The sequence below is a fragment of the Pseudomonas typographi genome (genome assembly GCF_014694385.1).
GTDB classification, from domain to species: Bacteria; Pseudomonadota; Gammaproteobacteria; order Pseudomonadales; family Pseudomonadaceae; genus Aquipseudomonas; species Aquipseudomonas typographi.
In genome coordinates this window covers 22859-38528 of the sequence record NZ_JAAOCA010000043.1, presented here as the reverse complement: position 1 = coordinate 38528, position 15670 = coordinate 22859, and the positions used below count along the sequence as shown (strand labels likewise).

At 58.8% G+C, this 15670-nt stretch carries 14 protein-coding genes; 5 read left to right on the top strand and 9 right to left on the bottom strand.

What is annotated here, in order from left to right; translation table 11 throughout:
• The 5 genes from HAQ05_RS24610 to HAQ05_RS24590 all read right to left on the bottom strand — a co-directional run.
• Window positions 1–718, bottom strand: a 718-nt coding sequence (locus tag HAQ05_RS24610; RefSeq protein ID WP_190425945.1) for an ATP-binding cassette domain-containing protein, incomplete at its 3' end; no start/stop codon positions are given.
• The gene (locus tag HAQ05_RS24605; RefSeq protein ID WP_190425943.1) at window positions 715–1716 is read right to left on the bottom strand and encodes an ABC transporter ATP-binding protein; all 1002 of its coding nucleotides are present in this window, start codon (window positions 1714–1716) and stop codon (window positions 715–717) included. The genes HAQ05_RS24605 and HAQ05_RS24610, both read right to left, overlap by 4 nt.
• A 12-nt stretch (window positions 1717–1728) precedes the next feature.
• Window positions 1729–2631 carry an ABC transporter permease gene (locus tag HAQ05_RS24600; RefSeq protein ID WP_190425940.1) on the bottom strand — a complete coding sequence of 301 codons (903 nt, stop codon included), beginning with the start codon at window positions 2629–2631 and terminating at the stop codon, window positions 1729–1731.
• 27 nt (window positions 2632–2658) lie between these two features.
• Entirely contained in the window at window positions 2659–3576 is a 918-nt protein-coding gene (locus tag HAQ05_RS24595; RefSeq protein ID WP_190425937.1) for an ABC transporter permease, read from the bottom strand.
• A 54-nt stretch (window positions 3577–3630) separates the two neighbouring features.
• Window positions 3631–5151, bottom strand: coding sequence for an ABC transporter substrate-binding protein (locus HAQ05_RS24590; RefSeq protein ID WP_190425934.1), 1521 nt, complete (start codon window positions 5149–5151; stop codon window positions 3631–3633).
• A 174-nt stretch (window positions 5152–5325) separates the two neighbouring features.
• Here HAQ05_RS24590 and HAQ05_RS24585 point away from each other — a divergent pair, with 174 nt between their 5' ends.
• A complete protein-coding gene (locus HAQ05_RS24585; protein ID WP_190425931.1) occupies window positions 5326–6249 on the top strand; it encodes a LysR family transcriptional regulator in 924 nt (307 codons plus the stop codon).
• 117 nt (window positions 6250–6366) lie between these two features.
• Here HAQ05_RS24585 and gyrB read toward each other — a convergent pair whose 3' ends face one another.
• The 4 genes from gyrB to dnaA are packed head-to-tail and all read right to left on the bottom strand — an operon-like array spanning window position 6367 to window position 12574.
• On the bottom strand, window positions 6367–8787 hold the full coding sequence (gene gyrB / locus HAQ05_RS24580) for a DNA topoisomerase (ATP-hydrolyzing) subunit B (RefSeq protein WP_190425926.1): 2421 nt from the start codon (window positions 8785–8787) through the stop codon (window positions 6367–6369).
• Between the two features lie 3 nt (window positions 8788–8790).
• Window positions 8791–9894, bottom strand: a complete 1104-nt coding sequence (gene recF / locus HAQ05_RS24575) for a DNA replication/repair protein RecF (RefSeq protein ID WP_190425925.1) — start codon at window positions 9892–9894, stop codon at window positions 8791–8793.
• A 16-nt stretch (window positions 9895–9910) separates the two neighbouring features.
• A complete protein-coding gene (gene dnaN, locus HAQ05_RS24570) occupies window positions 9911–11014 on the bottom strand; it encodes a DNA polymerase III subunit beta (protein ID WP_190425922.1) in 1104 nt (367 codons plus the stop codon).
• A gap of 39 nt (window positions 11015–11053) precedes the next feature.
• On the bottom strand, window positions 11054–12574 hold the full coding sequence (gene dnaA, locus HAQ05_RS24565) for a chromosomal replication initiator protein DnaA (protein ID WP_190425919.1): 1521 nt from the start codon (window positions 12572–12574) through the stop codon (window positions 11054–11056).
• 560 nt (window positions 12575–13134) lie between these two features.
• Here dnaA and rpmH point away from each other — a divergent pair.
• From rpmH to yidC, 4 genes are read left to right on the top strand one after another with little or no spacing between them, the layout of a single operon-like run.
• Window positions 13135–13269 (top strand): 50S ribosomal protein L34, encoded by a 135-nt coding sequence (rpmH, locus tag HAQ05_RS24560; protein WP_043192020.1) that lies wholly within the window; start codon window positions 13135–13137, stop codon window positions 13267–13269.
• 16 nt (window positions 13270–13285) lie between these two features.
• Window positions 13286–13687 (top strand): ribonuclease P protein component, encoded by a 402-nt coding sequence (gene rnpA, locus HAQ05_RS24555; protein ID WP_190425915.1) that lies wholly within the window; start codon window positions 13286–13288, stop codon window positions 13685–13687.
• The gene (gene yidD / locus HAQ05_RS24550; RefSeq protein WP_190425912.1) at window positions 13680–13925 is read left to right on the top strand and encodes a membrane protein insertion efficiency factor YidD; all 246 of its coding nucleotides are present in this window, start codon (window positions 13680–13682) and stop codon (window positions 13923–13925) included. Before rnpA ends, yidD begins: the two co-directional genes overlap by 8 nt.
• A gap of 2 nt (window positions 13926–13927) precedes the next feature.
• Window positions 13928–15601 (top strand): membrane protein insertase YidC, encoded by a 1674-nt coding sequence (gene yidC / locus HAQ05_RS24545; protein ID WP_190425910.1) that lies wholly within the window; start codon window positions 13928–13930, stop codon window positions 15599–15601.
• Window positions 15602–15670 lie beyond the last annotated feature (69 nt).

Sequence of the window (15670 nt, the reverse complement as noted above, 5' to 3'; positions counted from 1 at the left end):
GCTCGGCGCGGCTGCGTTCCTCGACGATACGCCCCAGGTACATCACCGCGACTCGGTCGGCGAGGTGTTCGATCACCGCCAGGTTATGGCTGATCAGCAAGTAGGTAAGGCCGAACGCCTGCTTCAATTCGAGCAGCAAGTTAAGGATCTGTGCCTGCACCGACACGTCCAGCGCCGAGGTGGGTTCATCGCAGATCAGTACATCCGGGCGCATGACCAACGCCCGAGCGATGGCGACCCGCTGGCGCTGGCCACCGGACAACTGGCCGGGGTAGCTGTCGATCACCCGTTTCGGCAGGCCGACCACTTCGAACATCGTTTCCACTTGCTGGCGTTGTTCGGCAGGGGTGCCGATGCCATGCACGATCAACGGCAGGGTGACGATCTGGCGCAAGGTCTTGCGCGGGTTCAGCGACGAGTACGGATCTTGGAAGATCGGCTGAATGTGCCGCGCCATCACCCGGCGGTCCGCAGCGGTCAGGTGCTTGCCATTGACCAGCACGTCACCACTGCTGGGCGCCAGCAGGCCCAGCAGCATCTTCGCCAGGGTGCTTTTGCCACAGCCGGACTCACCCACCAAGCCCAGGGTTTCACCACGCATCAGGCGCAGCGAAACACCGTCCACCGCCTTGAGCGTGGCGGGGGGTTTGAACAGCCCGCGGCCAATGCTGAACTCGCGGCGGATGTCGCACAGCTCCAAGGCGATATCGCGGCTCATCGGCCACCCCCTTTGGCGCGCAGCGGCGCCTGTTGGTGCAGCTCGGCGAACACACAGCGCACCCGATGGCGTTCAACTTCACGCTCGGCGACAGGCTGCGCGCAGATATCCACAGCCTGGCTGCAGCGGTTGCGAAACGCGCAACCTGGTTGCACGCCCACCAGGCTGGGCACCAGCCCGGGGATCGAACCCAGCGGTTGGCCGGGCTGGGTGCGCCCGGGAATCGGAATACTCGCCAGCAACCCGCGTGTGTAGGGGTGCTGTGGGTTTTCGAACAGCTCGGCGGCAGGCGCCGCCTCGACGATTTCCCCGGCGTACATCACCGCGACCTGGTCGGCGATGCGCGCCACCACGCCAAGGTCATGGGTGATGAAGATCACGGCGGTGCCGAATTCACGCTGAATACTGCGCAACAGCCGCAGGATTTGCGCCTGGATGGTCACGTCCAGCGCCGTGGTGGGCTCATCGGCAATGATCAGATCCGGTTCACACATCAGCGCCATGGCGATGACCACGCGCTGGCGCAACCCGCCGGAGAGTTGGTGGGGGTACTGCTGTAAACGTTCTGCGGGGTTGCTGATGCCAACCTTTTCCAGCATTTGCCCGGCCCGTTCCCACGCCTGGCCACGGCTAAGCTTCTTGTGCTGGCGGACCACTTCGGCCAATTGGTCGCCGATGCTGTAGGCCGGGTTCAGGGAAGTCATTGGCTCCTGAAATATCATCGCCAGGCGGTTGCCGCGCAAGTCGCACATCTGGCGTTCGCTTTGGCCTTGCAAATCGATGCCATCGAGGCTCAGGCGCGTTGCCGTGCGTTGCGCCTTGCGCGGTAGCAGGCCCATCAGCGCCAGCGAGGTCAGCGATTTGCCGCAGCCGGACTCACCGACGATACACAGCATTTCCCCGCGCTCCACCACAAAATCCAGCCCGCGCACAGCGTGCAGGGTGCCGCCTTCCAGGGGGATATCGACGCGCAGGTTTTCCACATGCAGAAGCGCCATGGCTCGAGCCTCCTAGTTACGCCCATCAGGCAGGATAAGGTCGCGGATGCCGTCGCCCAGCAGGTTGATGGCCAGCACCAGCAGCATCAACGCCACGCCGGGAATGGCGATCACCCAGGGTGAAAAAAACATGTAGGGCTTACCCTCAGCGATCATCAGGCCCCACGACGGGGTCGGCGGCTGTACGCCGACGCCGAGAAACGACAACGCCGACTCCAGCAGGATGGCGTGGGCCATTTCCAGGGTTGCCACCACGATCAGCGCGCCCACCAGGTTTGGTAGGATTTCGCTGAACAGGATGCGTGGCGTGGTGCAGCCCAATGCTTGGGCCGCCGCTACGTATTCGGCGTCGCGTATCTGCTGCACGGCAGCACGTACCACCACCGCAAAACGGTCCCACAGCAGGCAGCCGAGCAACACGATCACCACATTCAGCGACCCACCCATCAACGACGCCGACGCCAAGGCCACCATGACCACGGGCATGGCCAACCGGGTGGTGATCAGGTAACTGATCAGCGCATCTACCTTGCCGCCGAAATACCCGGCCAGCAGCCCCAACACCGTACCGATCAGCCCGGAAATCACGGCGGCGGCCAAGCCGATGAATAGCGATATGCGCGCCCCGAACAGCAACCGCGACAGGTAATCGCGGCCTAGCTTGTCGGTGCCCAGAGGATATTGCCAAGTGCCCTTGGCCATCCATACCGGCGGCTTCATGCGTTGCATCACGTCTTGGGCGTAGGGGTCATGGGGGGCGAGCAGCGGCGCGCAGACCGCGCCGATGATGATCAACAACAACAGCCCGGCGCCGAGGGCAAAGCCACGGTGGCCGAAGCAATGGCGCAGCCGCCGGCCCAGGCCCGAAGGCGGGGGCAGGTAGTCATTGATGGCGAGGGTAGCTGGGGTGCTCATAAGCGCCTCCCGTAGTCTGGTGTGGGCCTAACGCACTCGAATCCGTGGATCGAGCACGGCATTGAGCAGGTCTGCCAACAGGGTCAGAACGATGTAAATCAGCGCGATCAACAGCACCACCGCCTGCACCACCGGGAAGTCATTGCGGGCAATCGCATCCCAGGCCAACTGCCCGATACCCTGGAGCGAGAACACGGTTTCGATCACCACTGAGCCGCCGAGCATAAAACCGAACTCCACCGCGGCCACGGCCACCACCGGAATCAACGCATTGCGTAGCGCGTGCTTGAACAACACCCGGCCCGGGCGCAGCCCTTTGGCGCGGGCGGTGCGGATGTAGTCCGACGCCAGCACATCCAGCATGCCGGCGCGGGTCAAGCGCATGATCGCTGGGGTGGCGTAATACCCCAGGGCAATGGCCGGCATTACAAAATGCGCCCAGGTGGCGTTGCCCGACACCGGCAGCCAGTGCAAGGTCACGGCAAACAGTACAATCAGCATCAGGGCAAACCAGAAACTCGGCATGGCTTGGCCGAGCACAGCGATGCTCAGCGCCAAGCGGTCGATCCAGGTATCACGCTTGACCGCCGCCAGCACACCCAAGGGGATCGCCACCACCAGCGCAACGACCAGCGCCATTGCCCCCAGGCTTAGGGTGATAGGCAAGCGCGAAGCAATCAGGTTGTAGACTGACTCCTGAAAAAAGAATGAATTGCCCAGGTCCAGCCGTAACACATCCCCTAGCCAGTTCACGTACTGGGTCGCCAGGGGCTTGTCGAGGCCGTACTGCACGCGAATCTGTTCGATCTGTTCGCTGCTGGCTTCCGGGCCACCGATGGCGGTGGCCAGGTCACCGGAGAGGTGCAACAGCGAGAAGCTGATGAGGGAAACGGTAACGGCAACGCACAACGCGATGCCAAGCCTGCGCAAGAGAAATCCGAGCATGGCAAATGTCCTCGGTGGGCCCTGGCCAGCGCTTAAGCCGGGCAGGGCAGGCGGTCAGTTCCAACGCGACAGCACGAAACGCGGCAGCTCGTCTGGGTACGGCTTGAATTGCAAGTCGTGGTTGTAGGCATAGTTCAACGAATAGTTGAACAGCGGCGTCCAATACGCCTGCTCGCTAATGCGCTGCAAGGCCTTGCGGTAGTTCGCCTTGCGCACTTCCGGGTCCAGGGCGTTGTCGGCGGTCTGCAGCCAGCCTTGCACTTGCGGGTCCTTGATGTTGTCGTCTGGGTTGCCTTTGAACCAGGTGCCCGCCGAGGCAGAGGTATCGAGAATGGAGAACGAGCCCCAGGCCTGGAACGATATAGGCACATGGCCGCCGCGTTGCTGGTCGCGCAGGGCCGCGTATTTCAGATAACGCAGGTTTGCCTTGATGCCAACGGCGCGCAAGTTGCCGATGATCGCTTCGACATAGTCACGGTCGCGATAGGCAAAGATCTCGGTCTCGAAACCGTCCGGGTACCCGGCTTCCTTAAGCAGCGCTTTGGCCTTGGCCGGGTCGTAGTTGTACACCGTGGCAACGCTGGGGTCGCAACCGAACTGCGCGGGGTAGCAGGCCACTTGCAGGGGCTTGCTCTCGCCCCCGACCAACTGCGAGGCCAGGCCTTCGCGGTTGATGGCATAGTTGATGGCCTGGCGCACTTTGAGGTTCTTCATTGGCGAATTCTCCGATGAAGTCCCACGTGCATCCAGAATCAAGAAGCCGATACGCATGGTGCCACCGCTGACCACGCTCAGGTTGGGCATCTGCTTGAGCTGCTCGGCCTGGTCCGGCGCCACGCGCCAGATCCAGTCCACCGCGCCGGTCATTAGTTCGGCGGTACGGGTCTCGGCATCCGGAATCACCTTGAACTGCAGGTTCTTGATATGGGGCATGCCCTGTGGGCTGTCTTTGAAGTAGTCGTCATTGCGCACCAGGGTCACGCCCTCGCCAGCCACCACGGACACCACCTTGTACGGCCCGGTACCGATCGGTTGCTTGCTGTACCCCGCCAGGCCGACTTTTTCAAAGTAGGCCTTGGGAAATATCGGTACGGCGTTAGACAAGTATTCCAGCGCAGGCGGGAAGGGCTTTTTCATGTGCAGGCGCACCTTGAAATCACCGAGTTTTTCGGCACTGCCGATCCAACTGACGTTTTGCACCGTGACCACTTTGGAGTCGGGGGCCACTACATAGTTGAGGGTGAACACCACATCGTCCGCGGTCAGTGGCGTGCCATCTTGAAATTTCACCCCTTGGCGAATATCGAAATCCAGCGTGCTGTCGTCCACCTGTTTCCAAGCGGTGGCCAGCATGGGTTTGTATTCGCCCGTATCCGGGTCGCGGTAGACCAGGTTGTCCCAAGCCAGGCGGGCGAGCACTACGCCCTCGCGCAGGTCATTGTGGTAGGGGCTGATGTTTTCCGGCTCACTGTCGGATGCATACACCAGCGTGTCATTGGCCTTGTCAGCGAATGCGAAGGTGGAAAAAAACATGCCCAGCAGTACTGCGCTGCGGGCGAAACCTTTGATGCCCATGCCGTGATCTCCATGGCGAGTGAGTGTGGATCAAAGGGCAGAGGTCGCAGAAATGCGAAGAAGGGGGTGCGGATCTTTTATTGGCTCTCGACAGGATCCTAGGCAAAGCGTATCAATGCCACAAGCACCTTCTTTCGAAGCTTTGATTGCCAAAAAGGCAAACCTCGAGGGCCCATGCAACTCTACGGCGTGCAATCAACCGCCTTGCGCTACTTTCTGGAAGTGGTGCGCTGCGGGTCTATCAGCGAGGCCTCGCAGCGGCTGAACGTTGCCGCATCGGCAGTGAGCCGGCAGGTCGCCAAACTGGAACGGGACATGGACTGCTCGTTATTCGAGCGCCGTGCCCGGGGCATGGTGCTGAGCGAGTCTGGCGCACGCTTGGCCGCCTATGCCCGCAAGTCTGAACTGGAAGCTTTGCAGGTGATCTCTGAAATCAAAGAGCTGCATGGGCTGCAGCGGGGGCTGGTACGCATAGCCTGCTCCGAAGGTTTCGCCATGGAATTTCTGCCCAAAGCCATTGCCGACTTTCGCAATGCCTACGGTGGGATTCATTTCACCCTCGAAGTATTCCCGCCTGCCTTAGCCACGGCCAAAGCGCGCTCGGGCGAAGTAGACTTGGCGCTGACCTTCAGCCTCAGCCCGGAGCGCGAAATCAAGGTGGAGTATGCCGCGGTGGGGGTGATCCACGCTATCGTCTCGAACAACCACCCACTGGCCACCCGGGCACATGTTAGCTTGGCCGAGCTGCAGCCTTACCCTATCGCGCTGCCCATGGCCAATACCACCCTGCGCCAACTGTTCGATATCTGCTGCGGTGTGCAAGGCCTCTACTTCGAGCCCGTGCTTACCAGCAACTATTTCGGAACGCTCTATCGCTTCGTGATGGACGAAGGGGGAATCAGCCTGGCCGGCGAACTGACCGTACATAACCGGATAGAGCACAAGGAGCTACGGGCGCTACCTATCACCGACGCTGAGCTTCAAGCGCGCCGGATCGAACTACAAAGTATGGCGGGGCGAACACTGCCGTCGGCCGTGGCGGCGTTTCGGGATTTTCTGGTAGGAAGGTTAACGCTGGTAAATACGGGGGCGAAATGAAAGCGCGGGCGCGAGTAGGGCCGCAGTGGCTGGCGCCCCCGCGTTTAAGCGGGGGGTTTGTGTTTAAGCCGTTCTTACGCTGTGTTGACGTTCTCACCTGGGTGAGCCTGCGTCACATCAGAAATCCAGGTTCGACACCGCCAAAGCATTACTCTCGATAAAATCACGGCGCGGTTCAACCGCATCACCCATGAGGGTGTTGAAGATCTGGTCCGCGGCGATTGCATCTTCGATCGTCACCCTGAGCATCCGGCGCGTGTTCGGGTCCATCGTGGTTTCCCACAGTTGGTCTGGGTTCATTTCGCCCAAGCCTTTGTAGCGCTGGATACTGTGGCGCTTGGTACTCTCGGCCATCAACCATTCGAGGGCTTCCTTGAACTCTGTGACAGGCTTCTTGCGCTCGCCACGCTGAACATAAGCACCTTCGTCCAACAAGCTGGCCAATTGAGCACCCAAGGCGGTGACGGTTTTGTAATCGTTGCTGGCGAAGAAGTCGCGGTTGAACGTGACGTAGCTGGAAAGGCCGTGGGAGGTGATTTCCACTTCCGGCAGCCACACGTTGCGCTCCCGATCTTCACGCAGCGACGCCTTGTACACTAAGCCGGACTTCTCCGCGCGCGCCAACCGCGCGGAGAATTTTTCAAGCCATTGGTTCATGTAGGCAGGGTCAGCCATTTGCTCCAGCGATACCGCCGGCAGGTACACGAAGTGTTCGGTGATTTCCTGCGGGTACAGCCGGGACACACGCTTGAGCGTTTTCATCACCGTGCGGAAATCATTCACCAAACGCTCCAACTGCTCACCGCCAATGCCCGGTGCAGAATCGTTCAGGTGTAGGCTGGCGTCTTCAAGGGCCGACTGAGTCATGTAGTCTTCCATGGCCTCATCGTCTTTGATGTACTGCTCTTGCTTACCTTTCTTGACCTTGTACAGCGGCGGTTGGGCGATATACACGTAACCACGCTCCACCAGCTCGGGCAACTGTCGGAAGAAGAAGGTCAGCAGCAACGTACGGATGTGGGAGCCGTCTACGTCGGCATCGGTCATGATGATGATGTTGTGATAGCGCAGCTTTTCGATGTTGTATTCGTCACGGCCGATACCGCAACCCAGGGCCGTAATGAGGGTGCCGACCTCTTGTGAAGAGATCATCTTGTCGAACCGCGCTTTCTCCACGTTGAGGATCTTACCCTTCAACGGCAGAATTGCTTGGGTTTTACGGTTGCGCCCCTGCTTGGCCGAACCGCCTGCGGAGTCACCCTCCACCAGGTAGAGTTCAGACAGTGCTGGGTCTTTTTCCTGGCAATCTGCCAATTTACCCGGCAAACCGGCGATATCCAAGGCGCCCTTGCGTCGGGTCATTTCACGGGCCTTGCGCGCGGCTTCGCGCGCACGGGCAGCGTCGATCATTTTACCGACCACCGACTTGGCTTCGTTGGGGTTCTCCAGCAGGAAGTCGGAGAAGTATTTACCCATCTCCTGCTCGACGGCGGTTTTTACTTCCGACGACACCAGCTTGTCTTTGGTTTGCGAGCTGAATTTAGGGTCCGGTACTTTCACCGAAATGATAGCGGTCAAGCCTTCCCGAGCGTCGTCGCCTGTCGTCGCCACCTTGTTCTTCTTCGCCAGCCCCTCTTGCTCAATGTAGTTATTCAGGTTGCGGGTGAGCGCTGAGCGGAAGCCTACCAGGTGAGTACCACCATCCCGTTGGGGGATGTTATTGGTAAAGCACAGCAGGTTTTCGTTGAAGCCGTCATTCCACTGCAGGGCGATTTCCACACCCACGCCATCTTCGCGCTGCACATTGAAGTGGAACACCTGCTGGTTTACCGCCGTTTTGTTGGTGTTCAGGTATTCAACGAATGCGCGCAAACCGCCTTCGTATTTGAAGTGCTCCTCTTTGCCCGAGCGTTCATCCTTGAGGACGATGCCGACGCCAGAGTTGAGGAAGGACAGCTCGCGAATCCGCTTGGCGAGAATGTCCCAGCTGAAGTGGATGTTCTTGAACGTTTCAGCCGAGGGCTTGAAGTGAATCTGCGTACCGCTGGTTTCGCTTTCGCCTACTACCTTGATCGGTGCTTGGGGCACGCCGTGTACGTAGAGCTGCTCCCATATCTTGCCTGCCCGGCGTACAGTCAGCAGCAGCGATTCAGAAAGGGCGTTTACCACAGACACCCCAACGCCGTGCAACCCGCCAGATACCTTATAAGAGTTGTCGTCGAACTTCCCACCGGCATGGAGGACGGTCATGATGACCTCCGCAGCCGAGATCCCTTCTTCCTTATGGATGTCTACCGGTATACCGCGGCCGTTGTCCCGTACCGTGATGGACTCGTCGGTGTGGATAGTGACGGTGATGTCATCGCAATGCCCGGCCAGGGCTTCGTCAATCGAGTTATCCAGCACCTCGAACACCATGTGGTGCAGGCCGGTACCGTCATCGGTGTCGCCGATGTACATGCCAGGCCGCTTGCGCACAGCATCGAGGCCCTTGAGTACCTTGATACTCGAAGAGTCGTACGTTTGGTTTTCGCTCATGCCTTACTCCCGACGGTCGAGCGCTTGGGTAATATGGCCATGTTCCACGTGGAACATGGCCACTGGCGTATCCGCCTGCCAGTCGCTGCTCAACAATTCATGATGTACGCAGGTGATGAACACCTGACACTTCAAATCTTCCAACAAATGGCAGAGTGCCTTCCGATGGCGTTCGTCCAATTCGGAAGGCAAGTCGTCTACCAGGTAAACGCATTGGCCCCTTCGCACCTGGCTCACCAAATGCCCCTGTGCAATACGCAGCGCACAGACCACCAGCTTCTGCTGCCCACGGGACAAAATGTCCGCGGCATTATGGGGCCCTATCTTCAAACGGAGGTCCGCTCGCTGTGGGCCCGAATGCGTATGGCCTAGTTGCTGATCCCGGGGCAGCGATGCCGTGAGCACCTCAGCCAAGGGTCTGTCCTTGTCCCAGCCTCGGTAGTAGCTGAGGGTTAAGTCCCCAAGCTCTACCAAATCGCCCAATACCTGTTCAAAAACGGGTTTGAGCGCCTTGATGTAATTCCGGCGAAATTCGTCGATCTGTTCACTTGCTGAACACAGCTCGCGATCCCAGGCCGCCTGGGAAATGGGGTCCAGTGTACCACGGCGCAGCCATGAGTTTCGCTGCTTGAGTGCCTTCTGCAAGCGCTGCCATGTGGGTAAAAACCGAGGTTCCACGTGGAACACGCCCCAATCAAGAAACTGCCGGCGAATTTTGGGTGCGCCTTCAAGAAGCCGAAAACTGTCGGGGTTAATCAGTTGTAGCGGCAAAATTTCCGCGAGTTGGGCTGTGCTCTTAGCGTTCTGCCCATCGATGCGAATGGTGAACTCTCCTTGGCGTTCCCGGGATACCCCCAGGTTGCACTGGCGCCCTTCACCCAAATCGATTTGGCCAAAGACGGTGCAGGCCGTTTGCTCGTGCTGGATTACCGGTTGCAACCTGGCGCTTCGGAACGACCGGGCTAGCCCCAGGATATGCAGCGCCTCAAGCACGCTGGTTTTACCGCTGCCGTTTTCGCCGTAAAGAATGTTGATGCGTGGGGAGGGAAGCAACGTCACCGGGTGCAAGTTTCGAACCGCGGTGACGGTGATACGACCGAGCGCCATCTAAGAGTGGTCAGGGTCAGAGGCGCATCGGCATAACGACATAGGCAGAATCGTCGTTGCCGGCTTCTTGCAGCAGTGCGCTGCTATTGGAATCGGATAGCACCAAGCGAACTTGCTCGGTCGCCATTACGCCGAGTACGTCGAGTAGGTAGCTGACGTTGAAGCCAATCTCCAAACCCTCGCCATTATAATCGACGCTGATCTCTTCCTCGGCTTCTTCCTGCTCAGGGTTATTAGCCTGGATTTTCAGCTGGCCGCTGCCAAGCAACAACCGGATGCCGCGGTATTTTTCGTTGGAAAGAATCGCGGTACGGCTGAATGCTTCGCGCAGCGCCTGCCGGTCACCCAAGACCAACTTATCCCCGCCCTTGGGCAGCACCCGTTGGTAGTCGGGGAATTTTCCGTCTACCAACTTGGAGGTAAACGTGAACTCGCCGGTGGTGGCGCGAATATGATGTTGGCCCAACACAATGCTGACTTGGCCATCGGGCTCGGTCAGCAGGCGCGCGAGTTCAAGGATACCTTTGCGGGGAACAATGACCTGGTGCCGATCCGCCTGGCCAATGTGAGCCTCCATCGCACACATTGCCAAGCGGTGGCCGTCGGTGGCAACCGCACGGATCACGTCCGCATCTACTTCGAGCAGCATGCCGTTGAGGTAGTAACGAACATCCTGCTGCGCCATGGCAAAGCCGGTGCGGTCAATCAACCGGCGCAGCTTGCTTTGTTCCAACGTGCAGGTAAGCGAGCCAGGGCCCTGCTCGACCGTGGGGAAGTCATTGGCGGGCAATGTGGATAACGAGAAACGGCTACGGCCGGCTTTGACCAACAGCTTTTGCTCGTCCAGCTTGATGTCGATCAGTGCATCGTTGGGCAGGCTTTTGCAGATATCCATCAGCTTGCGCGCGGGAACGGTGATCTCCCCCGGTTCTGCAGGCTCTTCCAACTGCACGCGGCCCACCAGCTCAACTTCAAGGTCTGTGCCGGTCAACGATAGCTGTTGCCCGTCTACGATCAACAATACGTTGGATAGCACCGGCAACGTCTGCCGGCGTTCAACGACGCCGGCGACCAGTTGCAGCGGTTTCAACAGGGCTTCTCGTTGAATGGTGAAATGCATGGTCTAGTCCTTTGCCTTAAATAGCTGCACGAATGAGCATCATGTGGTCAACGTCCTCAGCAAATTCTTGTAGTCCTCGCGGATATCCGCATCGGACTCCTTCAGTTCGTTGATCTTGCGGCAGGCGTGCAGCACCGTGGTGTGGTCCCGCCCACCGAAAACGTCGCCGATTTCCGGCAAGCTGTGGTTGGTCAGTTCTTTGGACAGCGCCATCGCCACCTGGCGCGGCCTTGCGACGGAGCGAGAACGGCGCTTGGAGAGCAGGTCGGAAATCTTGATCTTGTAGTACTCGGCCACCGTTCGCTGAATATTATCGACGCTAACGAGTTTATCTTGTAGCGCCAACAAATCCTTCAACGACTCGCGGATCAGCTCGATGGTGATTTCGCGCCCCATGAAATGGGAATGCGCGATCACCCGCTTCAGCGCGCCTTCGAGCTCGCGTACGTTAGAGCGAATACGCTGGGCGATGAAGAACGCAGCGTCGTGCGGCAGCTCCACTTTTGCCTGGTCGGCCTTTTTCATCAGGATCGCTACACGGGTTTCGAGCTCTGGTGGTTCTACCGCCACCGTAAGGCCCCAACCAAAGCGGGATTTCAGGCGCTCTTCGAGACCTTCGATCTCCTTCGGATACCGGTCGCTGGTCAATATCACCTGCTGCCCACCTTCGAGCAACGCGTTGAAGGTGTGGAAAAACTCTTCCTGGGAGCGCTCCTTGCGGGCGAAAAATTGAATATCATCGATCAGCAACGCGTCCACCGAACGGTAGAAGCGCTTGAATTCGTTGATCGCATTCAACTGCAGCGCCTTGACCATGTCGGCCACGAAGCGCTCGGAGTGCAGGTACACCACCTTTGCATTCGGGTTCTTCTTGAGCAGGTGGTTACCCACAGCGTGCATCAAGTGGGTTTTACCCAAGCCCACCCCACCATACAAGAATAAAGGGTTGTACCCGTGCTTGGGGTTATCCGCCACCTGCCAGGCCGCTGCACGAGCAAGCTGGTTGGATTTACCCTCCACGAAATTTTCGAAAGTAAAGGTGCGGTTGAGGTAGCTGGTGTGCTTGAGCGCCCCCTCGACTTGCACATTACGTTGCCCATTGCGGCCTTTACCGGGCGACGCGGAATCGTATACCTCGGTATCGACGTTCGCCGAGTCTTCCCTGGCTACCTCGGCCAATATCGACGGCTGTGGCGCGGGCTGCACGGGCGTAGGGATAGACGCTTGTACAGGCGCCGGGGCCGAATCGGCCGACTGCGCCGCCGCCACTGCAGCCGCCAAAGGCGCATTGAGCGACGCCCGTGGCGCCGGGTTGCGCCGGCTACCGATCAACAGCGCCAAGGCGGGTACCGAGCCGTCACCCTGCTCGGCCATCAGCTCAAGCAGCCGCCCCAGGTATTTTTCATTCACCCAATCAAGCACGAAACGGTTAGGCGCATAGATACGCAATTCTCCGCCTTCGGCTTCCACTTGAAGCGGGCGTATCCAGGTATTGAATAGTTGAGCAGGCAGCTCCTCGCGAAGCAATTCGACGCACTGCTGCCAGATTTCCACTGACACGGATATCCCCTGAAAAATAAAGCGCCCCAGGGCGCCCAAAAAACGATCGTTATTGTACCGGCGTTACGCCAACTTATCCACAACTGCTGAAGGGGCCTCCCCGAAAAAAACTGTTTAACGCAGCAAAATCAGGCGTGTAGTCCGCTCGAGGAGCCCTGTGCATAACTGCCCTTAAGCCTTTTGGACAACCCGAGGGGAATGCTGTGGATAATTCACCTGTGGATAAATAACAGCTTTATCGACAGCTTTTACGCACATGTGGCACACCTAATACAAGGCTTGTGGACAACCCTTAATTTTTACGCATCCAGCACTCTAAGCGGGCTGCAGCGTGTTATCCACAGGAGGATAGCTCTATAAATGTATTAACAAAAACCAAAAAGCTTTTTATATGTCTTTAATTTTGTCTATGTAAGCCGATCCGTCGCGCAAACCGCTGAGCCAGGGGTGAATGAAAAAACTGGTCGGAAATTGACCTGCGGGCAGGGTTTCTCTAGAATCGCCGGTCTCTTAAAAACAGGGGCCATCCCGGCCCTGGTAGACGAACCAGGTAACCTCCCATGAAACGCACTTTCCAACCCAGCACCATCAAGCGCGCCCGCACCCACGGTTTCCGTGCTCGCATGGCAACCAAGAATGGCCGTACCGTTCTGTCGCGCCGCCGCGCCAAAGGCCGTAAGCGCCTGGCCGTTTGATTCTCGGCATAGGTAGGTGAGTCAGGACTTCAGCCGGGCCAAGCGCTTATTGCTCCCTCGGCAATTCAAGGCGGTCTTTGACTCCCCGACCGGCAAGGTTCCAGGGAAGAACCTGTTGATCCTTGCGCGCGACAACCAACTCGACCATCCTCGCCTGGGCTTTGTGATCGGAAAGAAAAGCGTGAAGCTTTCCGTGGAGCGGAACCGACTCAAGCGGGTGATTCGAGAATCGTTCCGCCAACACCAGCATCAGCTGGCGGGGTGGGACATTGTCATCGTGGCTCGCAAAGGCCTTGGCGATACAGAGAACACTGAGCTGCAACAGCACTTCAGCAAACTCTGGAAGCGCCTATCGCGATTGCGAACTGCCACGCCGGTCGATACCGAACCGAAGGGGCTACAAAGTCAAAATGCGTAAACTGGTTTTGTATCCGATCCAGTTTTACCGTTACGCCATTAGCCCCCTGATGGCTAACCATTGCCGTTTCTACCCCAGTTGTTCCTGCTATGCGCTTGAAGCCATCGAACGGCATGGCGTGTGGCGCGGAGGCTGGCTGGCCGCTCGTCGCCTGTGCCGCTGCCACCCCTGGCATCCTGGCGGTGTCGATCTCGTCCCCCCGATTTCTTCTTCTCGTACTTCTTCGATAGCCGAGTAATCATGGATATTAAACGCACGATCCTGATGGTCGCCCTGGCAGTCGTGGCCTATACCATGGTCCTGAAGTGGAACCAGGACTATGGCCAGGCACCGCTGCCGAACAACCCTACGGCCAACCAGGCACCAGTGCCTTCCGATGTGCCCCAGGCACCTTCGGACAACGCCTCGGTTTCTGACCTGCCCAATACGGCACAACCGGCGCCGCCTTCAGCGTCAGTGGCCAGCAGCGGCGAACTTATCCACATCCGCACCGATGTTCTGGACCTGGCCATTGACCCCAAGGGCGGTGATGTCGTACAGCTGACCCTGCCGGAGTACCCCCGCCAGCAGGACCGCCCAGACGTGCCCTTCCAGTTGTTCGACAACGGTGGTGAACGTGTGTACATCGGCCAGAGCGGCCTGGTAGGCGCCAACGGCCCGGATGGCCAAGCCTCTGGCCGGCCGCTGTACAGCAGCGAGCAAAAAAGCTACCGGTTGGCCGATGGCCAGGAGCAACTGGTTGTCGACCTGAAGTACAGCGCTGGCGATGTGAACTACATCAAGCGTTTTACTCTTAACCGCGGCGAGTACGATGTGGTGGTGTCCTACCTTGTGGACAACCAAAGCGCACAACCATGGAACGGCAACGTTTTTGCACAGCTTAAGCGGGACGCGAGCTCCGACCCTTCGGCCAGCACCGCCACTAGCACCGCCACCTACCTGGGCGCGGCCCTGTGGACACCTTCGGAGCCTTACAAAAAGGTGGCGATGAAGGACATCGACAAGGGCAGCTTCAAGGAAACCGTACAAGGCGGCTGGGTCGCTTGGTTGCAGCATTACTTCGTGACGGCATGGATACCCAGCCCGCAAGACAGCAACAACGTTGCTACGCGCAAAGACAGCCAGGGCAATTACATCGTAGGGTTCACCGGCCCTACCCTGACTGCGGCCCCTGGCGGCAAGGCACAGGCCCAGGTCACGCTGTATGCCGGGCCCAAAATCCAGGACAAGCTCAAGGCGTTATCCCCAGGCTTGGAGCTGACCGTCGATTACGGCTTTCTGTGGTTCATAGCCCAGCCGATCTTCTGGCTGCTCAAACATATCCACAGCCTGCTGGGCAACTGGGGCTGGTCGATCATCTGCCTGACCGTGCTGATCAAGCTGCTGTTCTTCCCACTGTCGGCGGCAAGCTATCGATCGATGGCGCGGATGCGCGCGGTAGCGCCGCGCTTGGCCGCGCTGAAGGAACAGTTTGGCAGCGACCGCCAGAAAATGTCCCAGGCGATGATGGAGCTGTACAAGAAAGAACGCATCAACCCGCTGGGTGGCTGCTTGCCGATCGTCGTGCAGATGCCGGTGTTCCTCGCCCTCTACTGGGTGCTGCTCGAAAGCGTCGAAATGCGCCAAGTGCCGTGGATGTTCTGGATCACTGACCTGTCGGTAAAAGATCCGTTCTTTATTTTGCCGATCATCATGGGCGCGACCATGTTCATCCAGCAGCGCTTGAACCCTGCGCCGCCAGACCCGATGCAGGCCAAGGTGATGAAACTGATGCCGATCGTGTTCACCGTGTTCTTCCTGATGTTCCCGGCAGGCCTTGTGCTTTACTGGATCACCAACAACACGTTGTCGATCCTGCAGCAGTGGGTCATCACCCGCAGAATCGAAGCGGCGAGTAAAAAGGCCGAAGCCTGACTTTGTGGTGTCACACCAGCAATGCGAAAACGCCCCTAAGGGGCGTTTTTGTTATCCGTAAACTGCCGA